At 65.6% G+C, this 18,567-nt stretch carries 10 protein-coding genes and 3 pseudogenes; 4 read left to right on the top strand and 9 right to left on the bottom strand.

Annotated features, from left to right (window positions below; genetic code table 11):
* Position 1: 1 nt before the first annotated feature.
* The 3 genes from ACM61V_RS20870 to ACM61V_RS20860 are packed head-to-tail and all read right to left on the bottom strand — an operon-like array spanning position 2 to position 5,504.
* Positions 2-1,381 (bottom strand): efflux transporter outer membrane subunit, encoded by a 1,380-nt coding sequence (locus ACM61V_RS20870; RefSeq protein WP_115381703.1) that lies wholly within the window; start codon positions 1,379-1,381, stop codon positions 2-4.
* Positions 1,378-4,524, bottom strand: coding sequence for an efflux RND transporter permease subunit (locus tag ACM61V_RS20865; RefSeq protein ID WP_419714671.1), 3,147 nt, complete (start codon positions 4,522-4,524; stop codon positions 1,378-1,380). Before ACM61V_RS20865 ends, ACM61V_RS20870 begins: the two co-directional genes overlap by 4 nt.
* Positions 4,524-5,504 carry an efflux RND transporter periplasmic adaptor subunit gene (locus ACM61V_RS20860; protein WP_419714670.1) on the bottom strand — a complete coding sequence of 327 codons (981 nt, stop codon included), beginning with the start codon at positions 5,502-5,504 and terminating at the stop codon, positions 4,524-4,526. Before ACM61V_RS20860 ends, ACM61V_RS20865 begins: the two co-directional genes overlap by 1 nt.
* Before the next feature lie 154 nt (positions 5,505-5,658).
* Here ACM61V_RS20860 and ACM61V_RS20855 point away from each other — a divergent pair, with 154 nt between their 5' ends.
* Together ACM61V_RS20855 and ACM61V_RS20850 are read left to right on the top strand one after the other, a co-directional pair.
* Entirely contained in the window at positions 5,659-6,252 is a 594-nt protein-coding gene (locus ACM61V_RS20855; protein ID WP_419714669.1) for a DedA family protein, read from the top strand.
* Positions 6,240-6,947, top strand: a complete 708-nt coding sequence (locus ACM61V_RS20850) for a phosphatase PAP2 family protein (protein WP_419714668.1) — start codon at positions 6,240-6,242, stop codon at positions 6,945-6,947. Before ACM61V_RS20855 ends, ACM61V_RS20850 begins: the two co-directional genes overlap by 13 nt.
* A gap of 227 nt (positions 6,948-7,174) precedes the next feature.
* On the opposite strand, the pseudogene ACM61V_RS20845 reads toward ACM61V_RS20850, so the two are convergent.
* Positions 7,175-7,531 (bottom strand): annotated as a pseudogene (locus tag ACM61V_RS20845) (integrase core domain-containing protein); the annotation flags it as partial.
* A gap of 154 nt (positions 7,532-7,685) precedes the next feature.
* Here ACM61V_RS20845 and ACM61V_RS20840 point away from each other — a divergent pair.
* A pseudogene (locus ACM61V_RS20840) lies at positions 7,686-8,982 on the top strand (IS110 family transposase).
* A 214-nt stretch (positions 8,983-9,196) separates the two neighbouring features.
* Here ACM61V_RS20840 and ACM61V_RS20835 read toward each other — a convergent pair.
* The 4 genes and pseudogenes from ACM61V_RS20835 to ACM61V_RS20820 form a co-directional block, all read right to left on the bottom strand.
* A pseudogene (locus ACM61V_RS20835) lies at positions 9,197-10,005 on the bottom strand (IS3 family transposase); the annotation flags it as partial.
* A gap of 946 nt (positions 10,006-10,951) precedes the next feature.
* A complete protein-coding gene (locus tag ACM61V_RS20830) occupies positions 10,952-13,933 on the bottom strand; it encodes a TrlF family AAA-like ATPase (RefSeq protein ID WP_419714667.1) in 2,982 nt (993 codons plus the stop codon).
* On the bottom strand, positions 13,933-14,319 hold the full coding sequence (locus ACM61V_RS20825; RefSeq protein WP_419714666.1) for a type II toxin-antitoxin system VapC family toxin: 387 nt from the start codon (positions 14,317-14,319) through the stop codon (positions 13,933-13,935). The genes ACM61V_RS20830 and ACM61V_RS20825 overlap by 1 nt, the downstream gene beginning before the upstream one ends.
* Complete coding sequence (locus ACM61V_RS20820; protein ID WP_419714665.1) at positions 14,316-14,561, bottom strand: AbrB/MazE/SpoVT family DNA-binding domain-containing protein; 246 nt, start codon at positions 14,559-14,561, stop codon at positions 14,316-14,318. Before ACM61V_RS20820 ends, ACM61V_RS20825 begins: the two co-directional genes overlap by 4 nt.
* Positions 14,562-14,808: 247 nt before the next feature.
* On the opposite strand from ACM61V_RS20820, the gene ACM61V_RS20815 reads away from it, so the two are divergent.
* Entirely contained in the window at positions 14,809-15,462 is a 654-nt protein-coding gene (locus ACM61V_RS20815) for a recombinase family protein (protein WP_207774271.1), read from the top strand.
* A 369-nt stretch (positions 15,463-15,831) separates the two neighbouring features.
* On the opposite strand, the gene ACM61V_RS20810 is transcribed toward ACM61V_RS20815, so the two are convergent.
* A complete protein-coding gene (locus ACM61V_RS20810) occupies positions 15,832-18,555 on the bottom strand; it encodes a UvrD-helicase domain-containing protein (RefSeq protein WP_419714664.1) in 2,724 nt (907 codons plus the stop codon).
* Between the last annotated feature and the right edge of the window lie 12 nt (positions 18,556-18,567).

Raw genomic sequence — 18,567 nt, 5'->3', positions numbered from 1 at the left:
TCTACTCGGAAGCGGTTCCCGTTCGCCACCCGCCGCCGAGCGCGCGAAACAAGGCGACCTCGCCCTGCGAAACTGCCAGGTCGGACTGAGCCTGCTGGAGCGTAGCGGCCGCGGTCGCGCGCTGCGCGTCGACCTGGAGCAGGCCCGGTGCGTCGCCGAGGCGGACGCGAGCCGCGGCCCGGCGGGCATAGGCCTGTGCTTCGCGTGCGGCCGTTTCCAGATCGCGATTGCGCCGCGTCTCCGCGTCATAGGCGGCCAGCGCCGTCTCCACTTCGCGCAGGGATCGTAGCACGGCGACGTCCCAACCGGCGAGCGCGGCGCGTTCGGTCGCACGGGCCTGCTCGAGCCGGGCACGCGCCGGCGCCTGATTGGGAAAAGCCCATGTCACGAGCGGCGAGGCGACCGCCTTGATCCCACCGGAGAGCAGCCCCAACGCGCCGCCGAGATTGACGCGCGGGTAGAGGTCCGCGCGGGCGACACCGACCCGCGCCGCCGCGGCGGCAAGGCGACGCTCCGCCTCGCGCACGTCGGGGCGACGCAGCAGCAGGGCAGTCCCATCGCCGACCGGCGCGGCGGTGCGCAAGCGGGGCGCGGCGGTACAGGCGAAGCTGTAGTCGCGTGCTTCAGCGGGTGGCCGCCCCTGAAGCGTTGCGAGGCGGTAGAGCGCGTTGGCACGCTGCGCCTCGAACGGCGCGATTGCGGCGCGGGTCGCGGCGGCGATCGTCGCGACCTGCGATACCTCCAGCGGTGACACCTCACCGGCGCGGAGCTGTTCGCGCACGAGACCGACGGAGCGATCCTGCGCGGTTGCGACCGCGCGCGCGGCGGCGATCGCGCGGGTCGACCCGCACAGGTCGACATAGGCGAGGACGGTGTCGGCGACGACCGCGACCCGCAGCCCGTCGACGACGGCGACCTGCGCGTCGGCATCGGCACGCGTCGCGGTCGCAGCGGAGCGCAGCCGACCGAACAGATCGATATCCCAGCTCACCGTCGCGGCGATATCGTAATCCGTCGTGGGCACGTTGCCCGATGCGCTCGGCTGCGAGGCGGGGTTGTCGACGCCCAGCGCGCTTTCGATCGTGGTCTGCGGTAGTCGCGCGGCCCGTGCCTGCCGCAGCGCAGCGCGCGCGCCGTCGAGATTGGCGTAGGCGACGCGCAGATCGGCATTTGCGGCCAGTGCCGATCGCACAAGCCCGTCCAGCACCGGATCGTCGTAGAGCCGCCACCAGTCGTCCGGAACGGGCGCGATGGACGCGATGGGTAGCGTCGCGAACCCGCCCGTGGCGCTCCCCGGCGCGACCGTGGGCGGCGACCTCGGCACGCTCATGCACGCCGAAGCGAGCAGTGCGAGGATCGGCGTCAGGCAGCGATGCGTCATGCCAGCGCCTCCTTGCGCTCGGGCGAGGGCGAGGCCGCGCGTTCCTCTCCGTAGCGGGCGTAGAGCGCCGGCAGCAGCAGCAGGTTAAGCGCGGTAGACGAGATGAGGCCGCCGAGGATCACGATCGCCATCGGGTGCTCGATCTCGTGCCCCGGCGCGTTGCCTGCGACGATCAGCGGGACGAGCGCCAGGCCGGCACACGCTGCGGTCATCAGGATCGGCACCAGCCGCTCCTCCGCACCGCGCAGCACCAGTTCGCGCCCGAACGCCACGCCTTCGTGACGTTCCAGATGCTGATAATGCGAGAGCAGCATGATGCCGTTGCGCGCCGCGATGCCGATCACGGTGACGAACCCGACGAGCGAGCCCAGCGACAGCACACCGCCGGTGAGCGCCACCGCCGCCACGCCCCCGACGAGCGCGAACGGCAGGCTGACGCCGACCAACGCGGTGATGCGGCGTGAGCGGAACTCGATCCACACGAGGAGCAGGATGCCGATCAGGCAGAACGCACCGGTGGACCAGAGACGCTGACGCGAATCCTTCAGCGCGGCATATTCGCCCAGCACCTGGGGGTGATAGCCGGTGGCGAACGGCACCGTGGCGACCGCGGCGTCGACCGCCTGCGCCACCGTTCCCAGGTCTGCGCCCGCGACGTTCATCGTCACGTCCAGCCGGCGCTGGCCGTTCTCGCGCTTCACCTCGTTGGGGGCAGGGACGATCTCAACATCGGCGATGTCGCCGAGCCGTACCGGCGCACCGGCGCCCGACCCACTGCCGTTACTCGGCAGCGTGCCACCAGGTGCCGGAGTCTGGATCATCAGATCGCGCAATGCGTGAATGTTGTTGCGGACGGCCGGCTCGCCCCAGACAGCGACGTCGAATGCTTTTTGGTCGCGATAGATTTCGCCGACCTTCTGCTGGGCCACCAGAATCTGAGCTTGCCGCCGGACCTCGCCGGCCGACAGTCCGAGCCGCGCCAGTTCGGCCGGTTTCGGGCGGATACGAATTTGTGGTACGAGCACTTGGCTTTCGAGCTTCAGGTCAGAAATGCCCTGTATGCCCGCGATGGCCGACCGGACCCGCGCGCCCGCCGCACGCAGTTCGTCCTGATCGGGACCATAGATGCGAACCACGATCGTGGCCCCGGCGCCCGTCAGCACCTCCTTGATCCGCTCGCGCAGATAGGTCAGCACGTCGCGGAAGAGACCCGGATAGCCCTCGACCACGTCCTTGATGCGCTTCACCGAGGCGTCATAGTCGGCGTTCTCGTCGAGGCTGATCCACAGTTCGGTAAAATTCGGGCCGACCACCTCGTCGGCCTGCTCCGCGCGGCCGATATGCGCGCCGAAATTGCGCACGCCGGGGATCGCGCGCAGTTCCTTCGATGCGCGCATCGTGATCCGGTCCATCGCTTCGATCGAAGTGCCCGGCTTCTCGACGAAGTGCATCAGGAAGTCCGTTTCGCGGAAATCGGGCAGGAACTGGTCCTTGAAGGTCGCATAGCCGACCCCGGCGAGCAGCAGCCCGCCGGCGACGATGCCGACCGCGAGCGACGGCCGCCCGACGACGCGCGGCAGGAAGCCGACGTAGCGACGCTTCAGAGCGGCCACGAACCGGGTGTCGCGCTCCTCCTTTAGCGGCGCATTCGGGAGAAGGAGCAGGCACATCGCCGGCGTGACGGTCAGCGCGACGAGCAGCGACGTGCCGATCGCCAGCACATAGGCGACGGCAAGCGGCTGGAAGAAGGTGCCGGCGACGCCGCCGAGGAAGAAGATCGGCATGAAGACCAGCATCACGATCAGCGAGGCGAACACCACGGCCGAACGCACCTCCAAAGAGGCGGCGAGCACCACGTCGAACGCAGGCTTCGGATCGGCGGATTCGCGGTTCAGCCGCAGGCGGCGCGCGATGTTCTCGACATCGATGATCGCGTCATCGACCACTTCGCCCAGCGCGATGACGAGCCCGGCGATGATCATCACGTTGATCGTCGCTCCAGACCACAGCAATGCTAGGCCTGCGCCGAGCAGCGACAGCGGAATCGCGACGAGGCTGATCGTCGCGTGACGCCAGTCGCGAGTGAACAGGAACAGCACCACCGCGACCAGCACACAGCCGATCAGGAGGGCGCGGGTGAGGTTGTCGATCGACCGTTCGATGAAGGTCGCGGGGCGGAAGATCGTGGTATCGACCTTCACGTCCTTCAGGCCCGGCTTCAGCTCGGCGAAGGCGGCCTCCACCGCGCGGGTCAGTTCCAGCGTGTTGGCGGTCGGCTGCTTCTCGACGATCAGCATGATGCCGGGGCTGTCGTCGATGATGGCGTTGCCGATCGGCGCGGCGAAACCGTCGACCACGCGAGCGACGTCGCCGATGCGGACCGGCGCTTCGCCCGCCTGCTTGACGATCGCCTGCCTCAGGTCGGCCGCAGTCTGGACCGTGCCCGCCTGCTGGACCGCGAGGCGCTGGTTGGGCGTATCGACAAACCCGCCGCCGCCGACCAGCACCGCGTCGCCCGCTGCGGCGCGGACCTCGGCCAGCGTCACGCCGGCGGCGCGCAGGCGGTCGGGATCGACCAGCACCTGAAGCTGGCGATCACGCTGGCCCCATACCGCGACGTTGGCGACGCCGGGGACGGCCATCAGCCGCGGCCGTATCGTCCAGCGCACCAGCTCGGATATCTGCATCTGGTCGAGCTTCTTCGAGGACAGCCCGACCTTCATCGCGCGGCTGGTCGAGGACAGCGGCGGCATCAGCACCGGCTGACGCGCCGCGAGCGGCAGGCGCGGCTGGACCTGCGTGATCCGCTCACCGACCATCTGGCGCGCGCTGACCACGTCGGACCCGCGCTCGAATAATATCTGTACCGACGATAGTCCCAGCACCGATTTGGAGCGCAGCGTCATAAGGCCGGGCACGCCGTTGACCGCCGTCTCGATCGGCACCGTGACCAGGCTCTCGACCTCCTCGGTCGATAGGCCCGGCGCCTCGGTCTGGATTTCGACCATCGGCGGGGCGAATTCGGGGAACACGTCGAGCGGCACGTCCCGCCCGGCGCGGACACCAAGCACGACCAGCAAGGCGGCGAGCGCGAGGACGAGGACGCGCTGCGCAAGCGCAAAATGGACGAGCCGGCCGAGCATCAGTGCGCCGCCCCGAATTCGGTCCCGAACAATTCGGTCGCGCCGTCCGTCACGACCTGGGCGCCGGACGCCAGCCCGCGGGCGAGCAGAGCACGACCGTCGCTTTCCGTTGCTACCTCGACGCGCTGTCGAACGAAGGTGTTGGCGGCTGTCTTCTGATAGACCCATTCACCGCCATAGATATCGCGCAGGATCGCGGACGACGGCACCGACAGTCCCTCGGTCTGCCCGGCAAGCGGTAGGTCGACGGAGACACGCTGACCAACGCGGAAATGGCGGTCGCGGTTATCGACTGCATAGTAGAGATCGACGGTGCCAGCGGCGGTATTGGCCGATGGCGCTGCCTGCACCGGACGCGCAGCGCGGGGTGCGCCGCCCTGGCCGAGCGCGCGGATCGTTGCAGCGCCTTCCCGACGCACATCGCCCACGTCGCTGCCGAACACCGATGCGCGTACCCACAACACAGTTTGATAGCCAAGTGAGGCGACCGCTGGCCCCAGTAACTGTCGCTGCTGGCGCGCAGCACCGAGCGCGGCCTGAGCAGCAACCAGCGCTGCAGCGGCTTCGTCGCGACCGCGCACACTGCCTGCTTCCTCGCGCACCAGGCTTTCGGCGCGGTTGAGTGCGATACGCGCCAGCTGTGCCTGCGCCGTCGCGCGGGCCAGTTCGGCGTTGGCCGCAGCTTGCTGGCTGCCGATCTGCTGAAGGTTGGTCAGCGAGTTAACCGGCACCCCATTGGCGCTGATCGGGGGTACGACAATCTCGCCGGCGACCTGGCGCCTTTGGCTGGCCGAACCACCTGCCACGCGTACCAACGCTATCCCGAGACGCTGCTGGGCGGCCGGCGTCAGTGTCAGCTTGAGCAATTCGGCCTCATGCGCGATCAACTCGGCATGAGCGGGCGGAGCGGCGGGCGACTTCGACGGTTCGGTGCCGCAGCCCGCGATGATCAACGGAGCGAGAAGAAAGGGTGTGCGCATGGGCACCGTCATAGGTGCAGTCGATTGGCTCCCACTTGCCGGAACTATACAATTTCCCAATGCACGCCACTAAGTCGGCACTTGGCCCCGAAGATTGGGAAATCACAATCCTGCGGCCATTCCCTCGCCGCGCTATCGGTCTAATTGGTGAACGATGGACAGCTGGATCCACGACCTGATCGCGCAGCTCGGATACCTCGGTATTGCGGCTTTGATGTTTGCAGAAACGGTGTTCCCGCCACTGCCTTCCGAGGTGATCATGCCACTTGCGGGCATGGAGGCGGGTCGCGGCGTGATGGCGCTGCCGGGAGTGATCGCCGCAGGAACCGCGGGTGCGATGGCAGGAAACATCGCCTGGTATCTCGTCGCACGCGCGCTCGGCATTACGCGGTTCGACGGTTTGATCGAACGGTATGGCCGATGGCTCACTATAAGCCGGAACGACGTCGACCGCGGGCAACGCCTCTTTGCCAACGGGGGAGCGCTCTTCGTTTGCGTGGGACGTCTCGTGCCGACAATCCGCTCGATCGTATCGATCCCGGCAGGACTTCTGGCGATGCCATTCGGCCGGTTCGTTTTCTGGTCTCTCCTTGGTACCACCGCCTGGACGTCGATCTTAGCCGTCGCCGGCGCTGGCTTGGGGCAGGGCTATGGCGCGGTAGAGCGTTTCGTCGGACCGATCTCGCTTGGAATCATCGTCCTGCTCGTGGTTGCATATGTCTGGCGGGTAGCGACATGGCGACGTTAACGATGGGGTGGGACCGTTTGCGGCGCCAACCTGAGCTCCTGTTGATGGTCACGTTGGCCGTGGCTGCGATTGTCGGCTTCGTTGTCTGGAAACTCGGCTCCGAGATCCGGGAAGGCGAAACAAATGCCTTCGATCGTTCAGCGCTTTATTGGGTGCGAGTCCATCTGGGTGGCATCGCACCCCTACGTGCCGCGATGCTGGATCTGACCGCGTTGGGCGACACGGCAACACTGACCCTCGTGGTAATGCTCACCGCCGGCTTCGCCGCCGCTAGTAGAAAAACGGCTTTGGCTGCCTTCGTGGTAGCCGAGACAGGAGTTGGGACGTCAATCACAGCGCTCGTGAAACCCTGGTTCGGCCGGGCGCGTCCCGATGTGGTGGAGCACTGGGCGCCTTTCAGCTCCGCGAGCTTTCCAAGCGGCCATTCGGCGAACTCGGCGATCGTCTATCTATCGATCGCTCTTCTCGCTGCGCAATGGGCACCGACCCGTCGTGGCCGCGTGTTCCTTGTCGGCGCATCGATCGCATTGGTCATGGGAATTGGCTTTTCGCGCGTGTTCCTGGGTGTTCATTGGCCAACGGACGTGCTTGCAGGCTGGGCAATGGGATCGGGTTGGGCACTCGTCTGCCTGACGATCCTCTACGTTTACGGTCAGAAACGCACTCCAAGGTCGGTCGCGGACGGGTCGCGCTGACTCATTGCTATTAGGTACAGGGCCAATCGACGGCTACTGCTGCTATGCGTGTCTTGGCTGGAGGCCCGGGGAGGCTTAGCGCGGTCCGCGGTCATGCTCCGGGATCGTCAAAATGCACCACATTCAGTTTACCGACCTTGGCCTACATCCGGTAGCGCTTTCGCTCGGTAGTTTGGATCTGCGATGGTATTCGCTTGCCTATATCGCAGTGACGTGACCCCCGCCTTTCATCCAGCGGCAACCAGAGACTGACCGGCAATGTCGCGCATGAGCGCAGGTGAAGCAACGGGCGGGGTTAACCCCGCCCGTTGCTGTTCGAGTTCGGCGGCGAATGCCACCGGGGTGGCGTAGCCGAGCGAGGAGTGCGGGCGCTCGTTGTTGTAGTCGTCGACCCAGCGGGCCAGGATCGAACGGGCTTGGCCGATGGTGAAGAACAGCGTTTCGTTGAGAAGCTCGTCGCGCATACGACCATTGAAGCTCTCGACGAAGCCGTTCTGGGTCGGCTTGCCCGGCGCGATGTAGTGCCACTCGATGCCGGCGTCGCCGGACCAGGCGAGCACCGCATTCGAGGTGAGCTCGGTGCCGTAGCACATTGGGAAGCGCTGGTTCGGGAGCCGCTATGGCCCTGATGAAGACAAGGCCGCGTAGCGGCCGTAGACTTCATCAGGGCAAGCCATGGCCGGTCAGCAGGTATCTAAAGTGAGGTTGTCGAGACAACACTTTGGAGGCCGACCGACCATGACCAAGCTCACCTCTACGCCTGCCGGCGCCGTGCTGGTAGCCATCGACATGTCCAAGAGCCGACAGGAGGTTCTCATCGAGCGACCGGAAGGCGGCCGGCGCCGACGGATGACCGTCATGGCGACCAGGCAGGACTATGACGGCTTTGCCGAGCAACTCGCTGCCATCGGGCGCCCTATCATCGTCGGGTTCGAGGCGACGGGTAATTACCATCGTACGCTGGCGCACCGGCTGCTGACGGCAGGGTTCGAGCTGCGCCTCATCTCGTCGGTCGCGCTCGCCAGAACGCGCGAGGCGCTGCACAACGGCTGGGACAAGAACGACTCCAAGGACGCGCAGGTCATCCTGCACATGCTGCGGATCGGTGCGACGCAGCGCTACGTCGACCCGCTGGTGGCCGGAATCAACGACCTGCAGGAGCTCTCGAAGACTCACGAGACGATCTCAAGGATGAAGACGCAGACCTGGCATCGGATCCTGACCCACTACCTGCCGCTGTACTTCCCCGAGATCGCCCGCTTCGCAGGCAACAGCCGGTCCGACTGGTTCCTGGCGCTCATCGAGCGGTTTCCGACGCCGGCCACCATCACGGCGCTGGACCGCGAGGCGTTCTCGGCCGCGGCATGGCCGCTCATCGGCCGCAAGGTCTCCAAGGCACGCCTCATCAACGACATCTACGAGACGGCGTCCGCCTCGACGGCACTGCCGGTGCCGGAGAGCTCAGCCGCCATCACCATGTTCCGCATGGTCATCGCGCAGGGCCGCAGCCTCATCCACCAGCGAGACGAGATCGAGCGGCTGGCCCATGCGCGGCTCGCCGATGACGTCGATTACCAGCTGCTGCGCAACATTCCGGGCATCGGTCCGATCAACGCGCTGACCATCCTGGCCGAGGCCGGTGATCTGCGGCGCTTCAACCATCATCGTCAGTTCCTGAAGTTCTGCGGTCTCGATCTCGCAACGTGTCAGTCAGGCACGTTCCGTGGCCGCACGAAGCTGTCCAAGTACGGCAATGCGCGCCTGCGCCGGACCTTCTGGATGGCTGCCCAGGTCGCCGCGCGTCAGCGCGACAACAGCTTCCGCGACAAGCTCGGACGATATGTCGCCGGGCACGCGGACGATGCCGACCGTCGCCGCAAGGCGATGACGGCGCTCACCGCCAAGATGGCGCGCGTGGCTCACGCCGTCATCAAGACGGGGACAGAGTACCGGCCGTTCCTCGAACGGTCGGATGCCAGGTGGAAGGACCCCTCTCTGCAAGTGCCGTGAGGGCGCTCGTCGAGCGACCCTGTAGATAATGTTCGGGCCTTCCACCTGGGTGCGTATCTCGTTTTAAGGATGGTGAGGACCACGGCCGCCTCGGCGCTGCTGGATCCTGTGTTTGCTATGGCAGGGAGCGATCCCGTTGACGGTGGGAGCCATCTGGCTCAGATTGCATGCCGCGCCGACGGTTGTCGGCGCATGGATATCTGCTGGCCAAAACCCGCCGCTGCTTCCTGACATAGGACGTTGTCGCTGACGATCATCTTCGGCCTGCCACGCTCGGTGATCAGATCGGCCAGCTCGCGCACGACCCGCCGCCCCGAAATCGACGTGTCGACCACCGCCCGGATGCACTCGCGCGTCACGTCGTCGACGATGTTGAGCACGCGAAACCGCCGTCCGGTGACGAGCTGGTCGTGGACGAAGTCCAAGCTCCAGCGCTGGTTGGGGAGCGCCAGCACCGGCGCAGGCGCCCGCGCGCCAACGGCGCGCCTTCATCCCTTCCTGCGCCTGACCGTCAGACCTTCCTCACGGTAGAGCCGCTGGGTCTTCTTGCGGTTGATCGTGATGCCGTCCCGACGAAGCAGGATGTGCAGCCGTCGATAGCCAAACCGCCGGCGCTGCTGCGCCAGTTCGCACAGCCGCGACCGCAGGTCGCCATCATCTGCCCGGCACGAACGATACCGCATGCTCGTGCGGTCAGCCCCGACGACAGCACACGCCCGCCGCTCGCTCATCCCCAACGTCGCCTGGAGATGCGCGACCGCTTGCCGCTTCGCGGCGGGCGCTACCATTTTTTTGACAGCAGATCCTTCAGACCCGCGTTGTCGAGCATCGTGTCCGCGAGCAGCCGCTTGAGCCGGGCGTTCTCCTCCTCGAGCGACCGCAGACGCTTCGCGTCGGACACCTCCAGCCCGCCGAACTTCGCCTTCCACGCGTAGTAGGTCGCGCTCGACATCCCGTGCTTCCGGCACAGCTCGGTCACCACCGCGCCCGCCTCGGCCTCCTTCAGAATGCCGATGATCTGCTCTTCCGAAAACTGCTTCCGCTTCATTCTGTCCGTCCCTTTGAGGGGCCGGTCTCTAGTTCCACCTGGATGAAGAAACGGGGGTCACGTCAGATGGACATCGGGTTCGACGTCGACCGTGAACCAGCAGCTCGACACCTCTCCCATCCTATGTCGTCGGCGTTCGGCTGATGGTCGATCACACCACGCCCGAACTCAAGGGAAAATGGGGCTGACGTGCGACGTTCAACCCGTCAGGTCGTCATCATGGCGCATCGATTCGTGCTTTTGGGTACGAATTGGCGATTAGCCCGCGTTGAACGGTGGTCATCGGGTTGCTTCAACCACCGGACGGCTCCGGTTATGGTCACGCGCTATGACCAAGCTCCGTCACGATCGCCCAGCCTTACGTTATTCCGACAATGTTCGTCGGGAGCTGCAACGATCGTCGCTTCCTGGGGCCGCAGCTCCGGTGGCCGTGACGAAAGCCACTCCTCAACGTCTTCTACGTCCTCGCGATGACAGAGCCTATGATAGGCACTTGGCTGCATTCGATCAGCTTCCCGAGGGAGCACGGGCAACTCTCGACCAGCTTTTCGCGCGAGCAGGGCAGATGATGGAGTCGCGTTTAGCCTATGTGGAGAGCATAGGCACTCGACAGCGCCATGGTGAACGGTCAAGCGCCTATGAGGCTGACAAGCAGGCGCTTTACGCCGCATGTTGCATCTACAATGCTCATTGTAGGGATGAGGTTCAGGACGGTCGGTCCGTGACGCGCGAATGGTTCGCTAGATTGCGCGTAATAATGGGTGCCGATTGGGGTCATTTCAGCGAGCTTGACGAGCTCCTTGCGGAGACGCGAAACGGCTGACTCCATCAGGCTTCAGCTGTTCGAATCGATGCTCAGCACCCTTTTCGACAAGCTATGATCGGGATGGAACGGCGGGAGGTCGACAAGCTGCAGGAAGCGTGACTTCATCGACACCATGTTAGGTCAACGCCGGAAGCGGACGCGAAGCCGCCGTGCTCGTTCGCGGAAGGCGTGCTCGCCGCCTTCCAAGATCTCGCAGACGCGTTCTCGAATGGCCGCGTCCTCCAAGCCGCCCGCCATGTAGCTGATCCCCGGCAGGCCGCCCGCCTCACGTGGCCCGGCTTCCGCAATGATGATCTGATCTGCGTCCGTGTTGACGACGAGGTTGGCATTGTGCGTGACCATGATCACCTGGCGCTTGGCCTTGGCAGCAATGAACAGCCCGACGAGCTCGTCAAAGATGGACTTGGGATCAAGGTTCTCTTCGGGTTGGTCGATGATCAGCGGGCGATCGTCTTCCGTGTCGAGCGCGAGATAGAGCAGGAGCAGCACGATCCCGCGCGTGCCGGGGGACAGGCTCCGGATGTCGGTGCCGTCATAATCGACACTGTAGCGAACCTGGATGTGATCGGTGCTATAGAGCCACTGCGCGAACCGCTTGAGCCACGCCCGGTAGTCGACGGGGTTGCCCTTCGGCACACGCGCAGCCTCCAGCAGCTCGTCCTGGTTGTCGTCACGGAACGAGGCCATGGCCGCTGTCACCGCTGCCGCGTCGCCGGTGCGCCACGCCGACGCCAAGCCACGCTCGGCTCGCTCCGCCACGGAGCCGCGGCCCTGAAACTTCCCGGTATGGCGAAGGTCGAGCAGCTTCTCCCCAGCCGTGGCCCAGCGTTCCACATCGACCGACCGGCGCACGCTGAATGACAGTTTGCCGAGTGTGCCTTTCTCGGCCTCCAGCCTCTGCCGGATTGGTGCATACAGATCCCGCAGGACTTGCTCTTCGGCGAGGATGAAGTCGAAGACCCGCGCATAGCCGCTTTCCCGATCTTGCAGCAGCGGTGGGATACGATCCTTGGCGGCCTGATAGTCCGCCAGGCGATCAGACAGCTTGCCGAGCTCAATGTTCTCGGCCGCGATCTTCTGTGTAAGGGCGGTGAAGCGCTTTTGGGTGTCGGTGTCGAGCGCCACCAGCTTTGTGAGCCGTGCGACTTCGGCGTCGAGCAAGGCTTGCGTCTGCTTCGACAGGTCGGCGTCGGCGGCGATCAACGGGACGGTCATGTCCGCGGGTACGGCCACCGGCTTTCCACGCCAGCCCGCGGCGCCGGAACGGGCGCTCGCCACCTCGGCCGTGATGATAGCATCGACGTCGCCCTCATAGTCCAGCAGGAATGGTGCCCAATCCGGCTCCTTGATCCGACTGGCCTTATGACGCTCCTTCGTGGCGCGCAGCGTGGCCGGTGCGCGGTTGGTCCGCAGGTCGGCCACTTCGTCGCGCAGGACGAGCAGCGCCGCCTCGCGGTTGGTGAACCACCGCACATTGCCTGCCGCCTTCTCCGCAGCCGTTGCGACTTCCGCCAGACGCTCGGCTCTTTCTTCCGTCCCCTTCGACACGAGCCGCGCACGATCGGCGGTGTACCGGGCGACCGTCTGGCGTTTGTCCTCGACCTGCTTGGCCAAGGCAGCCACGCCTTTGGTCTTCTCGATCTCGCTGCCGATGCGGTCGGACAGCGACACCAGCGCCTCTTCCTCACGTTCTCGTGCGAGACGGTGGCGGCTGACCCGGGCTTCCAGGAGATCTTGGAAATCTACTGCGCCATCACGGCTGGTCGCGTCGTGGGCATCGAACACGACACGCTCGACCTCGGCGAGCAAAGCGTCGGTTATGCCGTCGGCCGAGCACAGGCCGTCGACAAATTGCTGGGACAGGTAACGGGCTTTCGGATAATCCGAGGCGTCGGGATCATAGCTGCCGTCGAGTGGCCGCGTGTCGGTCGCGCCGTCACCCCAGGTCAGGCGGACGCTGTTGCCGGCGAGCAGCTCGGAAGCGCGCGCCAGGAACGACATGGCATTTGGTGGATCCTCGGTTGCGTCGCACCCGTGCGCGATCGCGTCGGCGAGTGCGGTCTTTCCGGAGCCACGCGCACCGATGATGGCGACAAGTCCGGGGTTCAGCGGGATTCGGGGCGTCACCGCCCATGGCGCATCGACCAGATCGACGGTCGACAATACCTGAGAAAAGCTTGCGGTCGCAGGCGATGCGTCCCCGATCCACGCTCGGCCGGCTGGCTCGATCTGCGCCTGGCGCAAGGCGTCGAAGTGTGGTGCTCCCTTTATCCACGAGTAGCGGTTGAGGTCGGGAGCCGCCACCTTCTCCAGACTGTGCGCGTCGCTGCCGTGAAGGCAGGGCTTCAGCGCGCCGTAGCGGCCGATAATGTCCGCGGTCGAAGACTTGTGACCCAGCCAATAGTCCCGCTGCGACGGTGTGCTTGCGAAGATGATGTGCGCAAACGCCTCGATCTCCTGGCGAAGCGTCCGATCGGCTGCGTCGCGCACGCCCGAAGCGCCATCGGTGCTGCCGCCGGCGACCGCGATCAGCACGTTCTCCTGCGCCCAGTCGCTGTTCGCATAGGCGTCGCGCAGCTGGTCGAGCGAGACCTTGAATTGCCGTGACCCTTCCGAGAGCGCCGTTACCGTGTCCCGGATCTCGGGGTCGCTGCGGCGTCCCAGCGCCGCCAGCTCCTCAGGCGTGCAGGCGAACGTCTCGCCATGGGCACGGAAGGTCAGGCGGGTGAGCAGGCGTTTGATCTGGCTGACATGATCGTAGGTTTCAGGGCTGACCAGAAGATGCACATTGACGAAGGCGTTCCGGACCGTGCCGATCCCAAGGCGCATCTCGATGTTCGGAAACAGCAGGGCGCAGTCAGGAAGCCGCCCGGCGCTCTTATCCGCGCGGAGGCGTTCATAGCAGTCCAGGCTGTAATAGTCGGTCACGCCGATCGCGCGCAGCGTTGGCTGCGCCTGCTCGAGTCGACCGAGATAGTCGTCCCATGAGGTGGCGCCGCCGAACTGGTCGTTCAGCTTGGTGCCGGGCGCGTGAACGTGCGGGTCCCAGCGATGCCATTGCGCGCCGATCGTCAATGACGCGCCTGCGTTGGGATCAGGCATCACCGGATCGCCACGACCTTGACGCCGGCAGCGTCGGCGACCTTCTTCCAGTCGAGATCGCTGGTCCAGGCGGGCAGACCGTCGCGCTGCGCCAACGCGAGACAGACCCGGTCGCCCAGGCTCAGCCCCGCTTCGGCTGTGACGGCACGAAGCCGGCCGGCAAGCTGAGCGAGACTCTTATCGACCGGCACCACGCTCATCGGCAACGGATCGAGCATTGCGTCGACCTCGCGGGCAGGCATGCCGGCATGGATAAAGTGGCTGACAACCTCGGCATAGTTCACGCTGCTCACCCGCGCGTCGGCGATGGCATCGGCCACCTTCGCCGCGCCGCGCTCGCCTTTGAGCATGGCGATGAGGGCAGACGCATCGAAGACGACGCTCATTCGCCGCTTTCGTCGCGTCGGCGGGCAAGGAAGGCGTCGACCGACGCCTCGGGGTTGCCGCCGGTGAATTGTTTGGCGAGCGCCTGAGCGCGCTCCACGGCCTGTGCTGCAGTGCGGAGCACGATCCCGTCGTCCGTCTCGTCGACATATACCGCACCGCCTTGAGCAAGCCCTAAGCGTTTTCGGATGTCAGCCGGAAGGCTCATGCGACCACTGGCCGTCACTGTGACCTGTAATGTCATTGCAAACCCTCTATGCCTTGTTGTGGCGGACGGGTTCTAGTGTGGCGTGTTCTGCCCGATGAGGCAAGAGCCCCGCCTTGAGCCAAGACGGCCTTTGTCCGATAAACTGTCTTATCGGATACAGGCCATTTAGACTCGGCTCGTTTGGCTAGGCTCCGCAGTATCGGTCATTGCGATTCCGAGCCGGTTGCCGCAGTGATGGCTAACAAAGGTATATCCAAAAACGCCTCATAGGAGCGACGAACTGATGGTAGATGGCGGTGTGCGAGCGGCGCGGGTGTACCTGCGGGTGAGCACGGACGAGCAGGACCTCACGCGGCAGGAAAGCATCGTCGCCGGTGCTCGAGCGGCCGGCTTCTATATCGCTGCCGTCTACCGGGAGAAGGCGTCCGGCGCTCGACCCGACCGGCCGGAGCTGCTGCGCATGGTGGCGGACCTGCAGCCGGGCGAGGTGGTGATCGCCGAGAAGATCGATCGGATCAGCCGCCTGCCTCTGTCTGAGGCCGAGCTCTTGGTCGCGACTATCCGGTCGAAGGGCGCGCGCCTCGCGGTGCCGGGCATTGTGGACCTCACCGACTTGGTAGCGGACAGCGCCGGCGTCGCGCGGATCGTGCTAGAAGCGGTGCAAGACATGCTGCTGCGCGTCGCGCTCCAGACTGCGCGGGATGACTACGAAACGCGGCGCGAGCGGCAGCGGGAGGGCATCGAGATCGCCAAGCGGGCAGGCCGGTACACCGGCCGCAAGCCCGATCTTGCCCATCACAGGCGGATAGTTGGGCTGCGCGAGGCGGGCATGAGCATCGCGAAGACGGCGGTCCTTGCCGGATGCAGTATCGCCCACGTCAAGAGAGTAACCGCGCTCCACCGTGCAAAGACAGCTGCGGTCGCACCGACCTCATGAACCGAATGGACCGTGTATTTATGGCTCAACCTCCCCTGTTGAAGCCGTAGTCTACAATCCGGAGTACGCGATGTACTTCGACTGCGGTGCTTCGCCCAATTCTGGGCCCATGCTTAGTCGCGGTCGGGCAGGGTACCAACGCCTTGCTGCGTGACTCGAACGTGAGCAAGAGAGTAAACAATGAGGATGCCGGTGAGAGGATGGTAAAAATCGTACGCTGAGCACGGTGGCCGTCCCGTTTTCAATTATTGTCAGGACGGAGCCGCAGAACTTCAGGGAGGTGCTTCGCCCTCAACCGTACAGCTACAGTTCGCAGGAAGTCAGCTCCGCCGACCTGACTCTGGCAGCTGCAAGCGCGAGCCGGTTTTATCAGGCCGAGACTCGGATGACGGTTCCGCGCGTCACGAACACGATCATACCCTCCGAGATGCCGGTTACATGAAGGTAGCGCTTCACCTGACCGCGATACTGCTCGGTGGCGGCGAAATCCGGATCGACATCACTCTTCCAGTCGATCGCCGCGCGCGGCTGTCCGGACTCATCAAGATGCAACGCATCTACGATCCCGGCGGTGACGACTTCGATGCCGTCGACCTCCTCCGAAGCGAGAACCGGAAGCTCCGGCACGAGGCGGTCACGCATCGCTGCGATCTCGGGGAGGGCCAGCGTGCGCACAACAACCCGTGCCACCTCCTGTTCGGAGATGCTGGTCGCCGCGGCCCCGGCCGGCTCAAGCCCGAGTTGCACGATCAGCTCGCGTGCCCGGTCTGCGAGGTGCGCTTCCTCGTCCAGGATTTCACCCGTAAGCACCTCCTCGAACAGCTTGTGGATGATCAGCCCCCGCTCGCGCCCGCCTTGAACCGGTCCCGATGGAGCAGCACCGGCCACCTCTCCGAACACCAGCTCGGGTTCAGCCTGCGAGTGGTCATCTACCCCGCGCCCTTCGTCCCTGCTCGGCGCGCTCCAAGCGATTTTCGCGGTAGCGTCGACGATCGCAGTTGCTTCTTCCGCGAAGCGCTCCCGGGTCTGCTGATTGTCGTCCTCGTGGATGCCGGAAGGCGCTTGGTCGGGATAAGCGTCGAGGTCGAGAACCTCGAGCTCATCAAGCCCGAAGTCGATCAGCCCCGACCAGCTGTTCGAGCCCGCCGCGACATCGAGCCGCGGCAACACCAGCAGCTCGCGCGCGCGGGTAGCAGCCACATACCACAGGCGCATGCGTTCGCGGTCCTGCTCGGCCTTCTCAGCACTGTGCACATCGGCGTGGCCAGAGGGTAGGTTGCCCACCACCGGCATGAACAGGATGCCGGCGTCGCGATCGATGACGGTGGTGTCGGCTGCAATCGTCGCCGTCATGCAGTTGATCGGGACGACGATCGGCCACTCCAGCCCCTTGGAGGCGTGCACCGTGAGAAGCGACACCGATTCCTCCTGCGCGTCGGGCCGACCTTCGGCCGAGCGCGCCTTGCCGGCCCAGGCGTCCGCCATCGCTTGTGCAAACGCTCTCAGGCCGCGAACGCCGTAAGGCCGGGCCAGGCTCAGGAACAGGTCGACGTTGGCGAGTGGACGTTCGGCTTGGCCGCGATGGCGTTGCAGCAGGATCGCGCGTACGTTCAGCGTGTCGATCGCCTCGGCGATCAGCTGATGCGGGGTGGTCGCGTTGATCCGGCGCCTGAGCCCCTGAAGCTTGCCCAGCACGTCCCTCGCGAGGGGATGCGCAATCGCGTCCAGGTCCATGTTGACGTGCAGGTGAGGAAGAGCGCCCGGCCGCTCCGGTGCGCGCGGCTGCGTCCAGACAAGGTCGAGCAGCTCTTCCTCGGTCAGCCCGACCAGAGGTCCCCGGAGCAGCGCACCCAATGCGAGCGTGTCTCGGCCATCGGCGAGCACGCGCGCGATCGCGACCAGATCCTGCACTTCCTGCCGCTGGTAGAAGCCCTTGCCGGCCTGCGTGGCGACCGCGATCCCGCGTTGCTCCAGCGCCTGCTCGTAGCGCCACAGGTCCTTGCCGGTCGGCGCGAGCAGAGCGATGTCGCCGGGTCGGCACGGACGTTGCATTCCGGCCCGACGGTCGGCGATCTCATGGCTGCCGATCAGGCGCGCGACCAGCTCCGCGACCGCCTCTGCCTCACAGTCACGCTTCCGGTCGGCCGACGCCTTCCCGTCCTCGCCCGCGCACGCGACCGGCAGGGCGGTGACGCACAGCCCGTGGGCGGGATCGGGATGGAAGGGATCGAGCGCCGTGAACCCGGGCTGCCCCTTGTCCTCGCTCATATGCGGTTCGAACCGCTTGTTCACGAAGGACAGGATGCCGGCGCAGGACCGGAAATTTGTCGAGATGCTGAGCAGATTCTGCGCGCCCTGAGCGCGGATCGCGTTGCGTGCCCGGACATAGGCGGCGACATCGGCGCCCCTGAAACGGTAGATCGCCTGTTTGGGATCACCGACGAGAAACAATGCGCCGGGCCTGATCCGGTACGTCTGCCAGTCGGCGGGATCGGCACCGTCCATCGGCTCACCGCACAGGCGCCAGAAGATCTCCAACTGAAGCGGGTCGGTATCCTGGAACTCGTCCACCAGCACATGCGCATAACGCGACGCGAGTGCCTGCCGGACAGGCTCATGATCGCGCAGCAGGTCACGCGCGGCGAAGATCAGATCATCGAAGTCGAGCAAGGCCGCTGCGCGCTTGTAGGCGCGGAACCCGTCCGCCACGGGCGCGACCGCGGCCAACACCTCCGAGAGAACCCGCGCTGCGACCGCCCCCTTGAGGTCGATCCAGGCATCGCGCGCAGCGTTGTGCAGACGCTCGGCCTCGCCGTTCAACTCGCCACCGCGTGCCTTGGGCAGGCCCTTCAGCTTGACCGCAGCCTCCCACTTCCCCTTCTTCTGATACTTGCGCCAGCCGGAGCCGGTGAGGAGCGAAGCGTCGGGCTCGGCGGTGAGTAGCGCCACCAACGACTGAGAGCTTTGACCTTGCCCGGCCGCCACGAGCCGCTCGCTCATCCCGGCGAACGCTTCCGCTGCCGCGATGCTCTCTTCTTCCCGCGCGGAGGTGCTGGTGACGAAGGCTCTGTAGGCATCGACTGCGTCGTGCAAGGCGTCGATCAG

The organism is Sphingomonas sp. TX0543 (genome assembly GCF_048565505.1).
GTDB lineage: Bacteria > Pseudomonadota > Alphaproteobacteria > Sphingomonadales > Sphingomonadaceae > Sphingomonas.
The sequence above is the reverse complement of the archived record's forward strand: the minus strand, read 5'-3'. Positions and strand labels throughout refer to the sequence as shown.